Annotated in this window: 14 protein-coding genes; 5 read left to right on the forward strand and 9 right to left on the reverse strand. The window is 56.2% G+C overall.

Annotated features, from left to right (window positions below; translation table 11 throughout):
- Positions 1-215 precede the first annotated feature (215 nt).
- Complete coding sequence (locus CA264_RS04170) at positions 216-665, forward strand: hypothetical protein (RefSeq protein WP_025604853.1); 450 nt, start codon at positions 216-218, stop codon at positions 663-665.
- A gap of 6 nt (positions 666-671) precedes the next feature.
- The gene (locus tag CA264_RS04175) at positions 672-896 is read left to right on the forward strand and encodes a hypothetical protein (protein ID WP_025604855.1); all 225 of its coding nucleotides are present in this window, start codon (positions 672-674) and stop codon (positions 894-896) included.
- A 263-nt stretch (positions 897-1,159) separates the two neighbouring features.
- On the opposite strand, the gene CA264_RS04180 is transcribed toward CA264_RS04175, so the two are convergent.
- Positions 1,160-2,074: an isoaspartyl peptidase/L-asparaginase family protein gene (locus CA264_RS04180; RefSeq protein WP_025604857.1), complete on the reverse strand. Its 915-nt coding sequence runs from the start codon at positions 2,072-2,074 to the stop codon at positions 1,160-1,162.
- Positions 2,075-2,683: 609 nt separating this feature from the next.
- Between CA264_RS04180 and CA264_RS04185 the strand changes: the two genes are divergently transcribed.
- Entirely contained in the window at positions 2,684-3,616 is a 933-nt protein-coding gene (locus CA264_RS04185) for a cation diffusion facilitator family transporter (protein ID WP_025604859.1), read from the forward strand.
- Positions 3,617-3,703: 87 nt separating this feature from the next.
- On the opposite strand, the gene CA264_RS04190 is transcribed toward CA264_RS04185, so the two are convergent.
- The 3 genes from CA264_RS04190 to CA264_RS04200 all read right to left on the reverse strand — a co-directional run bounded on the left by CA264_RS04190 (position 3,704) and on the right by CA264_RS04200 (position 6,528).
- Positions 3,704-4,243, reverse strand: coding sequence for a hypothetical protein (locus CA264_RS04190; RefSeq protein ID WP_157593637.1), 540 nt, complete (start codon positions 4,241-4,243; stop codon positions 3,704-3,706).
- A 4-nt stretch (positions 4,244-4,247) separates the two neighbouring features.
- Positions 4,248-5,750, reverse strand: a complete 1,503-nt coding sequence (locus CA264_RS04195) for a PQQ-dependent sugar dehydrogenase (RefSeq protein WP_025604863.1) — start codon at positions 5,748-5,750, stop codon at positions 4,248-4,250.
- A 331-nt stretch (positions 5,751-6,081) separates the two neighbouring features.
- Entirely contained in the window at positions 6,082-6,528 is a 447-nt protein-coding gene (locus CA264_RS04200) for a YbhB/YbcL family Raf kinase inhibitor-like protein (protein ID WP_036775432.1), read from the reverse strand.
- A 342-nt stretch (positions 6,529-6,870) separates the two neighbouring features.
- On the opposite strand from CA264_RS04200, the gene CA264_RS04205 reads away from it, so the two are divergent.
- Both CA264_RS04205 and CA264_RS04210 read left to right on the forward strand, forming a co-directional pair.
- Positions 6,871-8,340 (forward strand): M16 family metallopeptidase, encoded by a 1,470-nt coding sequence (locus CA264_RS04205; RefSeq protein ID WP_025604866.1) that lies wholly within the window; start codon positions 6,871-6,873, stop codon positions 8,338-8,340.
- Between the two features lie 11 nt (positions 8,341-8,351).
- Positions 8,352-9,755: a M16 family metallopeptidase gene (locus tag CA264_RS04210; protein WP_025604868.1), complete on the forward strand. Its 1,404-nt coding sequence runs from the start codon at positions 8,352-8,354 to the stop codon at positions 9,753-9,755.
- A 436-nt stretch (positions 9,756-10,191) separates the two neighbouring features.
- Here CA264_RS04210 and CA264_RS04215 read toward each other — a convergent pair whose 3' ends face one another.
- The 5 genes from CA264_RS04215 to nuoL form a co-directional block, all read right to left on the reverse strand.
- Complete coding sequence (locus tag CA264_RS04215) at positions 10,192-11,085, reverse strand: cation diffusion facilitator family transporter (RefSeq protein ID WP_025604870.1); 894 nt, start codon at positions 11,083-11,085, stop codon at positions 10,192-10,194.
- A gap of 379 nt (positions 11,086-11,464) precedes the next feature.
- Entirely contained in the window at positions 11,465-12,034 is a 570-nt protein-coding gene (locus tag CA264_RS04220; RefSeq protein WP_157593638.1) for a hypothetical protein, read from the reverse strand.
- A gap of 163 nt (positions 12,035-12,197) precedes the next feature.
- A complete protein-coding gene (locus tag CA264_RS04225; protein ID WP_025604874.1) occupies positions 12,198-13,658 on the reverse strand; it encodes an NADH-quinone oxidoreductase subunit N in 1,461 nt (486 codons plus the stop codon).
- Between the two features lie 67 nt (positions 13,659-13,725).
- Entirely contained in the window at positions 13,726-15,309 is a 1,584-nt protein-coding gene (gene nuoM, locus CA264_RS04230) for an NADH-quinone oxidoreductase subunit M (RefSeq protein ID WP_025604876.1), read from the reverse strand.
- Entirely contained in the window at positions 15,306-17,192 is a 1,887-nt protein-coding gene (gene nuoL / locus CA264_RS04235) for an NADH-quinone oxidoreductase subunit L (protein WP_025604878.1), read from the reverse strand. Before nuoL ends, nuoM begins: the two co-directional genes overlap by 4 nt.
- Positions 17,193-17,195 lie beyond the last annotated feature (3 nt).

Consider the following 17,195-nt stretch of genomic DNA (forward strand, 5'->3'; position numbering starts at 1 on the left):
ACGACAACGATGGGGAGCCGTGTGTGGTGCAGTAGCACTCTTACCGTAGGCCCGGCGATGAACTGGCAAGCTACTACGCCAGCCAGCGGTTCGGCTGGAACAGGGCAATAGTGCCGGTATAATTCGAGGGAGGAAACATCCTGACGGGCGACGACTTCTTCTTCCTTGGGGCAGACCACGCCGTCGATACGTTTATTGACCTGGGAGAGCTACTGGTGCCGGACAAGAACCTGAGCGCCAAAAAGTGCCTGTCGCAACTGTACCAGCACCACCTGGACAAGGACAGAACCCTGTACCTGATCGGGACTACGCTGCAACTGCCGGCGGAGCGTGTAAGCACCTTCTCCCGCAACGGAGAGGAATGGCAGGAAGTGCTGTACCTTAAAAATAGGGAAGGCACGGTGCAGCCAATCTTCCATATCGACATGTTTCTTACACTGGCCGGCAGAAACGAGGAGGGGAAGTACCAGGTGCTGGTCGGGGACCCGCGGATGGCGGCCAAACTGTTGGGCAACAACAGCGCCGACCTCGCCACACCAGAAGCGTTCGACGACATTGCCAGGCTGATCAGCAAACTCGGCTTTGAGGTAATCCGCAACCCGCTGCCCCTAACTTATGTGGACGATGAGGAAGAGCGGGTTAGAAAATGGTACTTCGCGACCTAAAACAATGTGCTGGTAGAGATAAAGAACCATGATGAAAAAACGGTGTGGCTTCCTAGTTATGGCCATGGCAACTGGCAGGAGTTGCAGGAAACAGACCGGGACAATGAGGCCCTCTGGCAACGGCTCGGGTTTAACGCGGTGATGCTGGGTGACTTTCATCCTTTTGCCGAGAGCTCCGGCTCCGTGCACTGCATCAAGAAGTATATACGCCGGGAAGAGGTGCCGGAATAGAGCCTGTTTATACTTGTAGCGGTAAGTAGTGTGTTTATCTCCCTGAAGTAGGCGTTCAGGCGCTCCCGGTCCACCCGGTTCTGGATGGCGCTGTTGGCATTGCTGACTACTGCCGCAGCATGCCTTGAAACCACGGCTACATGCTTGGCACCTGGCCTCTGCCGCAGCAGGTTGTGCAGGCACCGGAGTCGCCGCAGGCCTGCTTCGCCATGCAACCCCTCCTGATCCTCCTGCTTGTAACCTTTGCCTGTACTGCCTGCCCTTTAGATATGCTCGTTATCCCACAGTGCCACAAGGGGAGCCGCGCCGCCCAGGCTGTACCCGCGCTTCATCATGTTGGTGTTAAAGGCAAAGGCTACTTCCTGCTGCTGGTTCAGGGATACAAGGCCCATGTCTCCGTCCAGCAGGGCTTTGTGCATGGTAACGGCTTTTTCCGAGGCGGTTTGCAGGCCTTCGCCCGCATACTTTACCAGTGCGTATACTTCGTGCGCCAGCACGCCGCGCATAATCACTTCGCCTTTTCCGGTACAGCTCACGGCGCAGTAAGGATTGTTTGCGTAGGTACCCGCCCCAATGAGCGGGCTATCCGAGAGCCTTCCCTTTAGTTGGCTGTTTAGCCCGCCCGTAGAGGTTGCCGCCGCCAGGTTCCCGTTCTGGTCCAGGGCCACGGCTCCCACGGTGTCGTGCCCTTTCAGGTAATCATCGTAGTAGTTCTGGTGCCAGCTCTTAAGCTTTTCCTCCGTTACGAAGTGGGAAGGCGGCTTCAGTTCTAATCCCTGGCTGAGGGCAAACTCTTCGGCACCGGTATCCACCATAAAGTTGTGCCTGCACTTTTCCATCACCACCCGGGCCAGTTTGATAGGGTTTTTGACGTAGCGTATACTTCCCACCGAACCCGACTTCAGGTTTTTCCCGTCCATGATGGCTGCGTCAAAGGCCGTTTCGCCGTGGATGTTCAGGTTGCCGCCTATCCCGGCGTTAAAGAGCGGATTATTCTCCATCTTTTCGATGGCCGCGACAACGGCATCCAGCGCACTGCCACCTTTTTCCAGCACGGCATTCCCGGCGGCCAGAGCTTCCTGCAGCCCCTCCCGGTACTGCGTTTCCTGTTCTTTACTGATGTCTTCGCGCTTTACGGTTTCTGCACCGGCGTGAATGGCAATGGCGAATTTTTTCATAGAGAGAGTTTGCGTGTATGGTTAGCGGAGTGCTGAGGCTTTTACGGAAATAGCACTGGGTAGTTGATCTGCGCAGCGATCCTTTCCGCTTTTTGTACCATTCAGGCGGTGCGGCCTGTGCCTGGTTTGTTATTTATATGGTCATCTAAAGGGCGAAAAGGCGCTCTTATGGCTTCTTGAGCAGCAGCGGGAAACGAATTATAGTGCAATCCGTTCCTAAAAACATGTTTAACGTTTGTTCTCTGTACTGCAAGTGCCTGCTTCAAGCTTCTCAAGTTAACCGCTTCCGCTAGCCAAGGCATTGTCGCAACTGCTTTTGCCAGCAGGCACAGCATCTGTAGCGAACGAAGCAGTGAATCTGAAAGAGGCTAAGTGCCTTTGGGCTGGTCAGGAACGAAGCGGTAACAGGGTAGTCCCATCCCATGCAAAAAGGCAGCAACTCAGAGCACGGAAAAGAGCAGCTGCTTTAGAGGCAGGGGCAGCAAGCCTACGAAACGCGGTACCAGCTGCTAAACTACCTTTTCGGATTGTTTCGTAAACCTGTGCTGGTTTTGCCGTAGGTACAGGCACCGGTAAGGAGAACTATGAATTATATATTATAGACCACGCATGAACGTAAAGCCTTCCAAACTCCCACTTTATGGAGCACTTGCCGCCAACCTGGCCATTGCCATCATTAAGTTTATCGCAGCTGTTATCAGCGGGAGCTCAGCGATGCTGTCGGAGGGAATCCACTCGCTGGTGGATACCGGCAACTCTCTTTTACTGCTGCTAGGCCTGAGCAAGAGCCAGAAACCGGCCGATGTGGGGCATCCTTTCGGGCATGGCAAAGAGCTGTACTTCTGGTCCCTGATCGTGGCCATTCTTATTTTTGCCGTGGGGGGCGGCATGTCCATTTACGAGGGAATTATGCATCTCCAGAACCCGAGCCCGCTGGAGGACCCTACGCTGAGCTACATCATCCTGGTTGTGGCGATGGTGTTTGAGGGCATTGCATGGACGATAGCCTACAAGAACTTTTCGAAGACCCGGGTGGAGAAAAACTTTCTGCGCGCCCTTCGTGCCAGTAAAGACCCTGCCACCTTTACAGTGCTCTTCGAGGATTCCGCAGCGATCATGGGCCTGGCGGTTGCGTTTCTGGGGGTCTTCCTGAGTCACCAGTTAAACAACCCTTATTTCGATGGGCTTGCGTCGGTCGTGATCGGTTTGATACTGGCTGGTGTGGCAGTGTTGCTGGCATCGGAGAGTAAAGGCCTGCTGATCGGGGAGGCTGCCAGCCACCGCACCGTGGAAAGTATAAACAGCATCGCCAACGCTGACCCGGCCGTGGAGCGGATAGCGCCCCCGCTTACCATGCACCTGGGCCCTTACGAGGTACTGCTGGCCATTGAGGTTGATTTTCAGGATGAGCTGTCTGCCACTGAGATCGAGAACGCCATTGCCAGGCTGGAGGCCGCCGTTTTTGAAAAGCACCCCGAGGTGAAGCGCATCTTTATAGAAGCAAAGTCGATTACCGCCAAGAGAGTGCGCGGCACGCTGTAGTTTGTACCTGTAGCACCCAAAAAAGCCCGGCCGCTGCGAGAGGTATATACTTGCAGCGGCCGGGCTTTTTAGAAGAGTACCGGCTGGTTAAAAATCCTCCTTGTAAAGTATGGACATAGAGCTCATTTCCAGCACGCACTCCTGCAGCAGCAGTTGGCTCGTGGACTTTTCTGCCACCACGGCAAAGGTAATGTCCACGATGCGCGGAATGCCCAAGGCCAGGCCCAGTTGCTCTGCCACGGCAAAAGCGCCCATCGAGTTGTAGTTAGACAGGTAGAGCTGGTGCAGGTCCTGCCAAGGGCCTCTGGCCCCGCCGGCAACGGCTATAAAGTCGCCTAAAGCCTGCCGCGCCTTGCCCATTACTTCCCCCAGAAGCTGCCGTACGTCAGAGGGCTCCCGGTCGATGAGGGAGAACAGTTCTCGGGCCTTCTCCTCGTGCTTTTGCTCCTGGCCTGCCATTTCGGCGAGGTACTGCTTTATGTGCGGCTCTTCTATCTTCTCCACCGTGTCCTCCAGCAGTTTTCGGTAGGAGGCCTGTGTCAGGAGCACATTGTCAAACCAGGCTTTGGCGCGGTCCAGCTGCTTGCTCCTTGTTTCCTTATCCAGCTCTATAAGTATCGTTTGCATGGCCTTATCCATTGTTTTCCTCCTTTCTTGTTACTTTCCACAGCACCCCTGTATGGGCAAAAGCCAGCATGTTTCCCGGTGTTACCTTTGCCACGCCGAAATCCAGCACATAGAGGCTCTTGCCGTCCGGGCTGAACTTGCAGGACACGGGCCGCTCGATGCCGCCAGTGCCATGCGTGGAGGCAGGGCCCATCTTTTTGTTGTGCATAAACGGCTCTGCGGTTCCTTTCTCCACATCTACCCGTATAACGCGAAAGCCGTGGTCCAGGTCCTCCGGGTGCGGGGAGTTGAGCGGGGCCAGTGTACCCCACTCAGCCACAAAAAGTTCTCCCTTGTGGCCAAAAGCGTCGGAGCGGGAAAAATCCATGCGGCACATGCAGGAGTGGGGCTGCTCCAGGAAAACAGCCGGGCCAGCCCACTCTGGCGGGTTCTCCAGGAGCAGCTCGGCAGGGGTTCCGCGGCTGGGCAGGTGCTTCTCGTGGTTCACGGGCAAGCCGTCTCCGCAAATATCCGGAAAGCCGTACCAGGCGGGCTCTTTCACAGAGCCGAACGGCTGGCTGGCGTTTTTCACGTGCCAGATGCGGTCCGGGTCGTGGGCAATGGCGCGCTCGCCCTTTTCCTCAAAGTCGTTGTCGGCCACGTACAGCTCTCCGGCATCGTTCAGGGCCATACCGAAGGGGTTGCGTATGCCCCAGGCCAGCAGTTCCACATCGCTTCCGTCCGGGCGGGAGCGCCAGACGGCGGAGTTGCAGAAAAGCTCTCCCTTGATCACCTCTCCCTTTTTAGCCGGCGTGCCGAAGGGCTTGAAAGGACCCGTCTCAGTCATGTAAGGGTAGGGTACCCGCGGGTCACGGCTTCGGACGTTGTTACCTGTCAGTGTCACGTCCTGCCCCGGCACATCGTGGGCGAAAGGGTGCTTGGCCAGGTCCACGGTAAAGCCGGCCGGCAGCGTTACGCCTTGCTGCGATACCGATCCGTTGCCGAAGTACATCATGCCGTCGGGCCCGAAGATGGGGCCGCCCGGTTCGTGCCAGCCGCCGCTCGGCAACTCGTCGATCAGGATTTTCAGCTCTCCGGTGCCCAGGTCGTACCTGGCGATTTGCATGTGGTAGCCTCCCTTCAGCGCCATGTACAAAGCGCCCTCGTGCCAGGTAATGCCCCGCGGGCCGGCCTGTACGTTCATGGTAATGGCTTCGGTCTTGCCGGAAGTATGGCGCACAATCACCCGGGCCGGCATGTAGGGGCGGGTGGGCCAGGAGCTGCCGCCTTCACTCACGAAAATGGTACCGTCATCGGAGAAGGTAACGTCGGTGGGGAAGGAGAGGCCCACCATCACCGGTTCAACCGTGTAGCCATCCGGTACCACAACATCAGCCGCGTCTACTGTCGGCCTGGCCGGGGTAGGGAGCCTGTGCAGGTCCTGCTGTGATGCGCTTGCTGTTTTCAGGGCCGTTTTGTGGATCTGAAAGCCTGTGTTCTCTCGCCTTTGCGTGTTGCTTGTTGTCATAGGTTATCTCTTAGGTTTGGGGTGCCGATTGTTGAGCATGTGTTGTTTAGTCACCATGGAGCCTGTTTGCCATGGTCTTTCCTTTGCCTGGGTGAGGTGGCTGCTGGAATAGCTGTGGCCGTGCGGGAGCCGCAACAGCCCTTGTGTGTATGCGGGATGCCTAGAATGAGTAAAACGGGATTAGGCTGCTTAGGTTGGCCGCTTGCTTTAAGTACAGGCTTTCGGGTGTGTCGGCCAGAGGCCGGAAGTATAAGGCCCGGCTTCGGCTTTGTGCAGCATGAACAACGGCAACCTAGCGAAGAAATACCGAAGCACCTGAAAAAGCGAATGCTTACCGGCTGAAAACGCCCATCAGTTCTCCGCTGGCCAGAATGTGATTAGCCATACCTTCCAAAAGCTCCTCTCTTGTGCTTGCTTCCGGCAGCCGGAGCATGGTGTCCAGCGCATACACCCTGAAGAAGTAGCGGTGCGTGCCAATAGGAGGGCAGGGGCCGTTATACTTCGGGTTACCGAAGTCATTCAGGCCCTGTGTGCCTGCGGCGCTGCCCTCTTCCAGCAGGTTGGTCGGCGCAATGTCCCACATCAGCCAGTGCGACCAGGTGCCGCTAGGGGCGTCCGGGTCGTTCACCATCACCACAAGGCTTTGCGTTCTCTCGGGCAGGTCATCAATCTCAAGGGTGGGATTAATGTTTCTGCCGTCACAGGTGTGTTGCACAGGTATCTTTTCCCCGTACTCAAAGGCCGGGCTGCTAACCTGCAGGCGTGTCAGTGTTTCCATGTAGAATGTTTGCATTTATGGTGAGAAAGAAGGGACAAAGGGAACGGACTCTGAGAGCCAACGGAGGGCAGTGGTAAAGTATATACGGGCATAGCTTCAATCGTATGGTGCTCTTCTTCTGTCATGTACGGGCCGCAGCAGTTGCCAAGGGTGGTTGCTGAGCAGTTACGCAAGCCGCTCCTACTTTGCCTGTACTTCTTTGGGAGTCTATTACTTAGGTTTATAAGTTTTTGATTAGAATATGATAGTTATTTAAAAGTAAATTTATATTTTTAGTGCTATATAGCGTATAAGGCTGTATGTTAAGGTCGATTCATCTTTAACCGCTAAACTCAGCGCTCTATGTCTTCTAAAAAGATCCCTTTACACTTGCTGCGGCGCACCAAAAGCCTCTGTGTTGTTAGCCTGGTGCTGGCGTTTGCCTCCTGTAGTCCCAGGGCTACCATTCCGGATACCAGTGGCACTACGGCAACAGCAGAAACAACTTCTCCTGCCACCCAGGTGCCAAGTGCCGAAAGCACAGGCTACCAAGTGCCGGTTATCTACTACACGCTGGACAACGGCCTGAAGGTCGTGCTGTCGCCTGATGAAACAGCGCCCATCGCCACGGTGGCCGTGTACTACAACATCGGGTTTCGAAATGAACCAAAGGACCGCACCGGTTTTGCGCACCTGTTTGAGCACATGATGTTCCAGGGCTCTGAGAACCTGGGCAAAATGGAGTTTATACAGCTGGTGCAGAAAAACGGCGGCATACTAAACGGCTCCACCCGCTACGATTTTACCAACTACTTTGAGATTGTACCTGCGCATAAACTGGAGACGGTGCTGTGGGCCGAGGCTGACCGAATGAAAGGCCTTAAGATTACCGAGGATAACCTGACGAACCAGCAGGGCGTGGTTAAGAACGAAGTAAAAGTGAACGTGCTCAACCAACCGTATGGCGGCTTCCCGTGGCTCGACATGCCGCAGTACGCCAATAAGAATTGGTACAACGCCCACAACTTCTACGGCGACCTGGAAGACCTGGATGCAGCGAGCCTGGAGGATGTGAAGTCCTTCTTCGACACGTTCTATGCGCCTAACAATGCTGTGGTGGTGGTCGTGGGAGACTTTGAGCCGGCTCAGGCAAGGGAGTGGGTGCAACAGTACTTCGGCGGTATCCCTTCCTCCACCGTTCCGGAAACCCCTAACCTGGCGGAGCCGAGGCAGGAAAAGGAGCAGCGCTTCACCAAAGACGATAAGCTGGCGAACCGCCCGGCCCTGGCCTTTGCCTACCACATGCCGGAGCGCAACTCACCGGAATACTATGCCATGGGCCTGCTGGACCAGATCCTGCTGCAGGGCAACGACAGCCGTTTGCACCAAGCCTTAGTGCAGGACCGCGGCTACACCGGCTCCGTTAGCGGAGGCATCAACGCAGACCTCGGCAACATGTTTAACTACAACGGGCCGATGCTCTGGATGGGCAGCCTGGTGCATGACAAAGATGTGGCGGCTGACTCCATCGTGTCTGTGCTGGACAAGGAGATACAGCGGCTGCAGGAGCAGGGGGTAGACCAGGAGATGCTGGACCTGGCCCTTGTAAAAATGCGTTCTTCGCTATATGACCAGGTGGGCCAGATGTACGGCTTCGGCAAGGCAGACCTGCTGGCAAGCTTTGCGCTGTTTGATAACAACCCTGCCAAAATCAACGAGCTGGAGGAGGAGTTTAAAAAGGTGACGCCTGAACTGATGGAGCGAACCATTCGGGAGTATCTGCGGCCTACAAACCGCACTGTACTAATTGTAAACCCACAGGCTCAGATCTAAAGATATATCCTATGAATAAGCTATTTCCTATTTCGATGAGTGTGCTGCTGGCGCTGGGGGCAACCGTGGCCACAGCCCAGAAGCAGACCCCGCCAGCCGGAGGTGAGCCGAAGGACTTTACCTTACCGGCAAAGCAGGAGTTTACGCTGCCTAATGGCCTCGAGGCGACCCTGGTGCCCTTCGGGGAGGTGCCGAAGGTAACGGTAAGTATGGTGGTAGAGGCCGCCAACGTGCACGAGGGCCCCGACCAGAACGGGCTGGCTGACATTGTGGGCCGGCTGATGGAAGAGGGCACCTCCACCCGTAGCGCCAAGCAAATTGCCGCGGAGGTGGCGCGCATGGGCGGCTACCTGAACGTGAGCGTGGGCTCTAACCAGACGATTGTTTCGGGCGAAGCCCTCTCTGAGTACGGGCCAGAGTTGGTAGCCCTGATGGCGGACGTGCTGGAGAACCCCTCTTTCCCGGCCTCTGAGCTGGACCGCGTGAAGAACGACTTTAAACGGCGGATGAACCTGGCGCGGGCGCAACCGGGAACGCAGGCAGATGAGAAGTTCAGGGCGACACTGTTCCCCAACCACCCCTACGGCCGGGAGTTACCGACAGACGAGCAGGTAGACGCTTACTCACTGGAAGAGGTGCAGAATTTTTACGAGAACCAGTTCGGGGCCCAGCGCACCAACGTCTATGTGGCCGGCAAGTTCGACTCTTCCGAGATGAAGGAGGCGATCAGCTCCTCGCTCAGTGACTGGCGAAAAGGGCCGGAGCCCAATATTCCGGTGGTACAGCCTGTTACCAAGAGCGAGATGATCGTGCTGGATCGTCCGGGTGCACCGCAGTCCACTATCGTACTGGGTTTGCCGGTGCCAAGCGCCTCAGACCCTGATTATATGGAGCTGCGCGTTGCCAACTCCCTGCTGGGTGGCTCCTTTGGCTCCCGCATCACACGCAATATCCGGGAGGATAAGGGATACACCTACTCTCCCTACAGCTCTATCAACACACGCTACAAGGCAGCTTCCTGGGCCGAGAATGCCGACGTAACGACAGAGCACACAGGCAACTCGCTGAAGGAAATTGTGTACGAAATCAACAGGTTAGGAAAAGAGGCCCCCACAGCAGAAGAGCTGGAGGGGATACAGAACTATGAAGCCGGGCTCTTTGTGCTCCGCAACTCCACACCGGGCGGTATTATCGGACAGCTCAACTTCCTGGACCTGCATAACCTGCCGGAGAGCTTCCTGACAAACCAGGTGCAGGATATTTATGCCGTTACCCCGGAGCAGGTGCGTGCCACCACCGCCAAATACCTGCGCCCCCAGGACATGACGCTGGTAGTGGTGGGGGATAAAAAGCAGATAGACAAGCAGCTCAAAAAGTTTCAGGAGGAGATGAAGAAGCCGACTGTGAGCCAGTAAATGAAGGAGGAGAAAGCTGTACTCAGGCTACGAAAGCTGGATTTTTGATGTGATCAGCATTCTTTTTAGGGTAAAGCTACGGTTATCATGTGTTATATTTAAAACCTTTACGTATAGATAGATATGGAAGCATTAATTATAGGGTTGGTGATCGCATGTTATGGCGTGGCGTATGCTGTTTACTACCTGTACGGAAAAAAGAAGCCACGCAGAAAGTTCTACGACCACTACTGGTATAAATAACGGCTACGCAGGAGGCCCACGTGAAGGTGACGGGCTTTTTCTTTTGCTGCGCTTAAATGCCAGGATGTGCACTACGCAAAAACACGGGAGCCGCTGCCTTTCAAGGCAGCGGCTCCCGTGTTTTTATTTCTGCGCCGAAAAAAGGCCTCGGCCACACGAAAAAGTCTCGTGAATCAATGAAACAGCGCCTGCGCTAGTCTACTGCGTCTGTAGGCTCAACATGGATCATGACATCAATAAACTGGGGCAGGTGCTGCTGTATGTTGTCTTTTACAGCGTGTGCCACCACATGCCCCTGCTCCACGGTCATGTTTTTGTCTACCCAGATGTGCATATCGGCATGGTTCATTACACCCATCTTTCGGGTATGGCATTTCTGTACTTTCACGACTGCCGGTATCTCACCGGCAAGCTGGGCGACGCGCCTGTTCAGGGCCGGGTCCAGTTCTTCGTCCAGCAGCTCCCCAATGGCTGGCCTGAAAATCTTATAGGCATTGATGAGGATAATGGCAGCAGCTAAGAGAGCCGCCCAGTCATCGGCAACTTCGTAGCCCTTGCCACCCACGATGCCAATGGTAACGCCTATAAAGGCAGCCCCTGAGGTAATGGCATCGCTCCTGTGGTGAAAGGCATCGGCCTTAACGGCTTCGCTGTTTGCTTCAAGGCCGGTTTTGTGCACGAAGCGGTACAGCAGCTCCTTTGTTACGATAACCACCAACAGGATGATGAGGGTGTAGGGGGCGGGGCTTTTGTGGGGCGACTGAATGTTGTTTATACTTTCTCTGCCAATTAGTATGGCGGCTGCGCAAAGCGCCAGCGCAATGCCTATCGCCACCAAAGCCTCCGCTTTGCCATGGCCGTAGGGGTGGTTATGGTCTGCCGGTTTAGACGACCACTTGAGCCCCAGCCAAAGCATGGTAGAGGTAAAGATGTCAGCCGTAGACTCAATCGCATCCGCAATCAGGGCAAACGAATGGCCAAAAATGCCTCCCACTGCTTTCAGGATAGCCAGAAACGCACTGAAAAGGATTCCGATAAGTGTAGTTTTAAGGCCCTGGTGAGTAGTGGCCTGTGGCTGGTTCTCCATGTAGATCTTTCCCTTCTATCTGCTAAATTCAGCACAGTCGCCGGAGCAGGTATACACCCCGCCTGCCTGCTGGTAAACAACGCTTGCGCCCTGGTGGCAGGCATCTGCCAGAAAGGCGCTGCCAACAAGGGGCCGCAAAACTACTAAAATCTGCAGAAACCGGGCTTTAAAATTCAACAGGAAACAGCGGCAGGGTATATTAAAAGCTGCCCCAGGATGATGTGAGCGTTGTGTACCAGGCATAAAGCTGATGGTCTTTCAGCACGGGCCGCCTGCAGAGGGAGCGCCACCAGGTTTTTGACCAGCATGCCGGTAAAGAAACCGCGGCCGTAGTAAAGTGTACTGTCGCGGGAGCTACAGAAAGTTCGCTAGCGCCCCTCTACCTGTTAAACCGGAAGCCCAGACCCAGCAGGCCGTGCAGTGCCAGGCTTGTCACCTGGGCCTCACCGTCAGCCACTGGAACCTCTACATAAGATGCTGTTATACGGCCCTCGGCAAGTATAAACCAGCGGTCGGCAAAGAAGTAGCGTTTGGCCAGAGCAGCCTCCAGCGCGGGGCCGGAAATGTAATAGCCTTTGTTAAAGATGCCTTTGTTTTCGGGGTAGGGTACGTTTCGTATGGTAGACTCCGGATGGGTGATAACCAACCCGGCTCCTGCAGACCAGGTGAGGCCCTTTGACTGCCACAGGCGGTTTAAGGTGAGAAAGTTGTAGCCGTTGGTGATGGAGAAGCGCTGCACCTCCGGCGGCGTGTTGTCGAGAATGAGCTTATGGTGGGTGAACTTCAGCTCCCATCCGCGGTCACTTTGCCAGGTGCTTACCCGAATGTCGTAGTAAACGGGTGGGGTAAAGGGCTCGGTGCGGTAGTCTGCGTCTATTTCTATGTTTTGGGCGTTGCGCTGCTTTATGTGCAGGGGCGTCCGAAAGTTGTAAGCCGCTCCACCTGCCACAGCCACTTCCTAGCTTCTGCGCTGCCCCATGCCACACACGGGGAGGAGGACCAGTGCCGTGGCCACAAAAACAAAGGTTTTCCATACTTTCATCCCCGCTTCCTCCTTCTTTTACCAACATTATTCAACTAGTAGATACTGCCGCCAGGAGGTAGAGGTTCGCTTACCGGGCCACGACTGCGGGCGCAGTGTACAGCATCTCCTGTATAAGCTGCACCAGGGCTGTCGGGTAAACACCAATGAGCAACAGCAGGCCCGCCAGGAGCACTAAGGTGCCCATGCTGGCTACAAAAACAGAGGGACGTGGAAGCGCCACTGCCTCCCGCGCCGTGTCTGGCTGCTGAAACATCACGGCAATGATCTTAATGTAATAGTACAGGCCAATCACACTGTTTAGCACCAGCGTCACCACCAGGAGCCATTGCTGGGTACTTACGCCAGCCGCCAGCACGTAGAACTTGCCGACAAAGCCAGCCGTGAGCGGAATGCCTGCCAAAGACAGCAGCATGGCGGTAAAGACGGTGGCCGTCCAGGGGCGGCGCCAGAGAAGGCCACGGTAATCGTCCAACTGCTCTGCGTCGCGTGCCTCGCCTGACAGCAGCGCTACCGTACCGAAAGCCCCGACAGAGGTAATAAAGTAGGCCACCAGGTAAAAGGTAACCGCTTCCACACCCATCTGGTTGCCTGCCAAAAAAGCCACCAGTAAATAGCCCAGGTGCGAAATAGAGGAATAGGCGAGGATGCGCTTTACGTTTTGCTGCATCAGCGCCAGCAGGTTACCGGCAAACATAGAGGCAATGGCCACAATGGTGAAAAGGAGCATCAGGGTAGGGTAGCGGAAACCGTCTACTTCCATAAAGAACCGGATCAGCAGCCCCAGCACGCCGCCTTTAGACGCGGTTGCCACAAAAGCCGTAACCGGGGCTGGCGCTCCCTCATACACATCTGGTGTCCACATATGGAACGGCACAACGCTGAGCTTAAAGCCGATGCCGATGATCATCAGGCCAAAGCCTGCAAGCAGCAACAGCGGGAGCTCTGCAAAAGCCGCCATGGATGCGGCGATGCCTTCAAAGGTCATAGTGCCGGTGCTAAAGTATACCAGGGCCATGCCGAAGAGCAGAAAAGCGGAGGAGAAGGCAGCAAGTATCAGGTATTTGATGCCGGCTTCATCGGAGCGCTCCCGCACCCGCAGGTAAGACACCAGCGCATACAGCGCCACGCTCAGCACCTCCAGCCCCAGGAAAAGCGACGCGAAATGTTTGCTGATCACCAGCACGCAGGCACCCAGCGTGGCTAACAGCAGCAGGATATAATATTCCTCTTTCTGCTCCTTCTGCTGCTCAAAGTAGGCGTACGAAAGCATGCTGATGAGCAAGGCGGAAGCCAGGATCAGCCCCATGTAAAACACGGCAAAACCATCTATCACCAGCAGCGGCTCAATGGTGTGCGCCACCGCACCGCGCAGCTCGAAGAGCGAGAGAAAGGCGGCGACAAGAGTTACAGCTGTGATAACGTAAATGAGTTTATGGTTCCGCCATGCCGCAATAACCAGCATGATGAGAAGGACTGCAAACGTGAGGATAAGCAGCGGCATCAGATGGAGAAAGTCGGTCTTGCTCATGGGGAATGGCTTTTACAGTTTAAGGTTTCAGGGTAACAGGAGTATTCGCAACGGCCAGCTAAACTCTTCAGGGAGACAGGTAGGGCTTTGTTTTTACGGCTGCCCCCAAGTACACACTGTCTGCTTTCGCCGGGCTTACAGGGGCCTCAGCAACTATTGCCTTTTCCTCCAAAAGCGGTTGCTGGTAGGCCTGCAGCTGCTGGTTTATACTTGGTTGAGCGGTATCCAACACAGGCTGTGGGTAAAGCCCGAGCCAGAGGAGGAGCGCCACCATGGGAACGCTGATCAGCATTTCGCGGGAGCTCAGGTCGGGCAGTGGGTGCTCTGCCGGCGCTGGCTCAAAAAACACTTTCTGCATGATGCGCAGCGAGTATACCGTAGCCATGACCAGGCCGGCGGTGGCAAAAACCGTAAGCCAGGTGTTGGCCTGCCAGGAGCCGACCAGCGTCAGAAACTCCGCGATAAAGTTGCCGAGGCCGGGCAGGCCCAGCGAAGCCATCACGAAGATCAGGGCCACCACGCCCATTTTTGGCGCCTTTGCCCAGAAGCCGCCCATAAGCTGCACATCGCGTGTGTGCAGGCGCTCGTACAGGAAACCCGCTATCACGAAGAGGGCCCCCGTGCTGAGGCCGTGGGCAATCATCTGCATCACCACACCCTGCAGCGCCCATTCGTTAAAGGCAAACACGCCCAGTATGATAAAACCCATGTGGCTCACACTGGTGTAGGCCACCAGCCGTTTCAAGTCGGTTTGGGAGTATGCCAAAAGAGCGCCGTAAAGGATGCCGACGACGCCCAGCAGCATGGCCCAGGGAGCAAACTCCATTGCCGCCGCCGGGAACAGGGGCAGCACAAAGCGGAGCAGGCCGTAGGCGCCGGTTTTCAGCAGCAGCCCGGCCAGAAGCACGCTTCCCGCCGTCGGGGCTTCGGAGTGGGCATCGGGGAGCCAGGAGTGGAACGGCACAACCGGAAGCTTCACCAGAAAGGCGGCCAGAAAACCGAACATCAGCAAACGTGCCGCACCCGGTGCCAGGGCCGTATTCAGCAGTTCGAAGTAGCTGAAGGTGTACATGCCGGTTTGAGAACCGTGGATGAAGTATAGCCCAAGTATGGCCAGCAACATGAGCAAGCCACTGGCCTGCGTGAAAAGGAAGAACTTGTAAGCCGCATAACTGCGGTTAGCATGGCCCCAGATGCCGATGAGGAAATACATCGGGATCAGCATCACCTCCCAGAAAAAGTAAAACAGGAACAGGTCCAGCGTCAGGAAAACGCCGGTGATGCCCGCTAGCACCCACAGCAGGTTAAAGTGGAAGAAGCCGGTCTTGGTGGTGATCTCCCGCCACGAAATGAGCACTGCCAGCGCGCCCAGGAAGAAGGTGAGCAGCAGCATGAGCAGGCTCAACCCATCCAGGGCAAGTATGAAACTGACGCCCCACTGCGGTACCCAGGGTATTTCGAACTGCACCAGCCAGGGCGAAGCGCCTAAGGCAGCAGCGGGTGTGCCGAGCCACAGGTACAGGGCGATTGCCAGGTCGGCCAGCACGGCGAAGAGGGCGATCCAGCGGGGCAGCACCGGGTGCCACTTTTTGGAGAGCCACGCCAGCAGCCCGCCAGCCATTAAAATCACGATCATCCAGAGCAGTATCATAGCAGTAGGCTTATGGTGAGAATCATGATGGCACCGACGACAACGCCCATCACGTAGTTGCGCAGCACGCCGCTCTGCGTTTGGGAGAGCATCACGTGGAAGCCCTCGGCCAGGCGGGCCACGCCGGTGTAGAAGCTATCGATAACATCGCCTTTGTTGAGGTGGGCCAGGTACACGTATGGGCGCACGAACAGGGTGTTGTACAGGGCATCGAAGCCCCAGCCGGAAAACCAGAACCGGTGCAGCCGCATCGCAAAGTTTGAGCGCTCCAGCCTTTGCAGCAGCGCCGGGCTTTGCTGGTAATACAGGTATGCCACCAACACGCCGCCCAACGACACCACTGCCGCCAGCACCTGGAACAGCCACTCGTTCGCCTCCAGCGCCTGTGCTGCTCTAATACCCGGCAGCACAGGCGCCAGCAGGTCTGAAAACAACGCCACGTGCCCGAAGTTGTGCGGCAGCTCTATAAAACCTCCTGCCAAGGAAAGTACAGCCAGGATAACGAGCGGAACAGTGATTGCCTTACCGGGTGGATGTGCCACAGGCGTTTTGGGTGCGCCGTAAAAGGTCATAAACACCATTCGGAAAGTATAAATGGAGGTGAGGAAGGCGCCGGCAAGCCCGGCGGCATAAAGCCAAACGCTGCCGCTGGGCCCTGCCAAAGTATACCACAGAATTTGGTCTTTGCTGTAAAAGCCTGCGGTAATGATAGGCAGCGCGGCCAGCGAAGCCGCTCCGATCAGAAAGGTCCAGAACACGACAGGCATACTTTTGCGGAGCCCGCCCATTTGCCGCATGTCCTGCTGGTGGTGCAGGGCCAGTATAATGGCCCCGGCACAAAGGAAAAGCAGCGCCTTAAAAAAGGCATGGATCATGAAGTGGAAAATACCGGCCGACCAGGCACCCACCCCCAGCGCCAGGAACATATACCCGATCTGGCTGATGGTGGAGTAGGCGAGCACGCGCTTCAGGTCGTACTGGGTGAGGGCGGAAAAGCCGGCAACAAGCAAGGTGACAGCGCCCACAACCGCTACGGTTAGCTGTGCCACGGGGGCCAGCTCGAAGATCACGTACATGCGTGCGATCAGGTACACACCGGCTGTTACCATGGTGGCTGCGTGTATCAATGCCGATACGGGCGTCGGGCCCGCCATGGCGTCGGGCAACCAGGTTTGCAGCGGCAACTGCCCTGATTTGCCCACGGCGCCACCCAGTAACAGCAGTGCGACCAGCAAAGCGCCCCCGGCACCGACCTGCCATACCTGTGGGGCATCGGTAAGTATAGCCTGTATGTTGAGGGTGCCGAAAAGCTGGAACAGCAGGAACAGGCCGATGGCCATGGCCGTGTCGCCCACGCGGGTGATGGTAAAGGCCTTGCGGGCGGCGTACCCGTTGGCGGGCTCCTTGTACCAAAAGCCGATGAGCAGGTAGCTGCACAGGCCCACGCCTTCCCAGCCCATGTACAAAAGCAGCAGGTTATCAGCCATGACCAGCAGCAGCATAGAGCCTACAAACAGGTTCATACAGGCAAAGAAGCGGGAGAAGTCAGTTTCCTCGGCCATGTAAGCCGTGGAATACACATGGATAAGAAAGCCAACGAAGGTGATCACGAAAATGAAGACCATCGAAAGCGCATCCAGGTGAAAGGCCACGGAAGGCCTGAACCCGGCCACGTTAAACCACTGCCATACTTCCTGGTGATAGAAAGCAGGCCTCTCGGCAAGAAACTGTAGCCCTAGCAGCACGGTGCTAAGCGCTGCAACGCCCACGCTGCCCACACCAAGTGCAGCCACCCCCGAGCGCGGCAGGCGGCTGCCGAAAAGCACCAGTAGTATGGCCCCTAAAAAGGGCAGGGCGGGTATAACCCAAAGTAAGTTTTCCATGGC

Origin of the sequence: Pontibacter actiniarum (assembly GCF_003585765.1) — a bacterium.
Taxonomy (GTDB): Bacteria; Bacteroidota; Bacteroidia; order Cytophagales; family Hymenobacteraceae; genus Pontibacter; species Pontibacter actiniarum.

Excerpts from the sequence above, each read along its gene's own strand:
- CA264_RS04180 (WP_025604857.1), bottom strand. The coding sequence starts at position 2,074 with ATGAAAAAATTCGCCATTGCCATTCACGCCGGTGCAGAAACCGTAAAG.
- CA264_RS04185 (WP_025604859.1), top strand. The coding sequence starts at position 2,684 with ATGAACGTAAAGCCTTCCAAACTCCCACTTTATGGAGCACTTGCCGCC.
- CA264_RS04190 (WP_157593637.1), bottom strand. The coding sequence starts at position 4,243 with ATGCAAACGATACTTATAGAGCTGGATAAGGAAACAAGGAGCAAGCAG.
- CA264_RS04195 (WP_025604863.1), bottom strand. The coding sequence starts at position 5,750 with ATGACAACAAGCAACACGCAAAGGCGAGAGAACACAGGCTTTCAGATC.
- CA264_RS04200 (WP_036775432.1), bottom strand. The coding sequence starts at position 6,528 with ATGGAAACACTGACACGCCTGCAGGTTAGCAGCCCGGCCTTTGAGTAC.
- CA264_RS04205 (WP_025604866.1), top strand. The coding sequence starts at position 6,871 with ATGTCTTCTAAAAAGATCCCTTTACACTTGCTGCGGCGCACCAAAAGC.
- CA264_RS04210 (WP_025604868.1), top strand. The coding sequence starts at position 8,352 with ATGAATAAGCTATTTCCTATTTCGATGAGTGTGCTGCTGGCGCTGGGG.
- CA264_RS04215 (WP_025604870.1), bottom strand. The coding sequence starts at position 11,085 with ATGGAGAACCAGCCACAGGCCACTACTCACCAGGGCCTTAAAACTACA.
- CA264_RS04225 (WP_025604874.1), bottom strand. The coding sequence starts at position 13,658 with ATGAGCAAGACCGACTTTCTCCATCTGATGCCGCTGCTTATCCTCACG.
- nuoM (WP_025604876.1), bottom strand. The coding sequence starts at position 15,309 with ATGATACTGCTCTGGATGATCGTGATTTTAATGGCTGGCGGGCTGCTG.
- nuoL (WP_025604878.1), bottom strand. The coding sequence starts at position 17,192 with ATGGAAAACTTACTTTGGGTTATACCCGCCCTGCCCTTTTTAGGGGCC.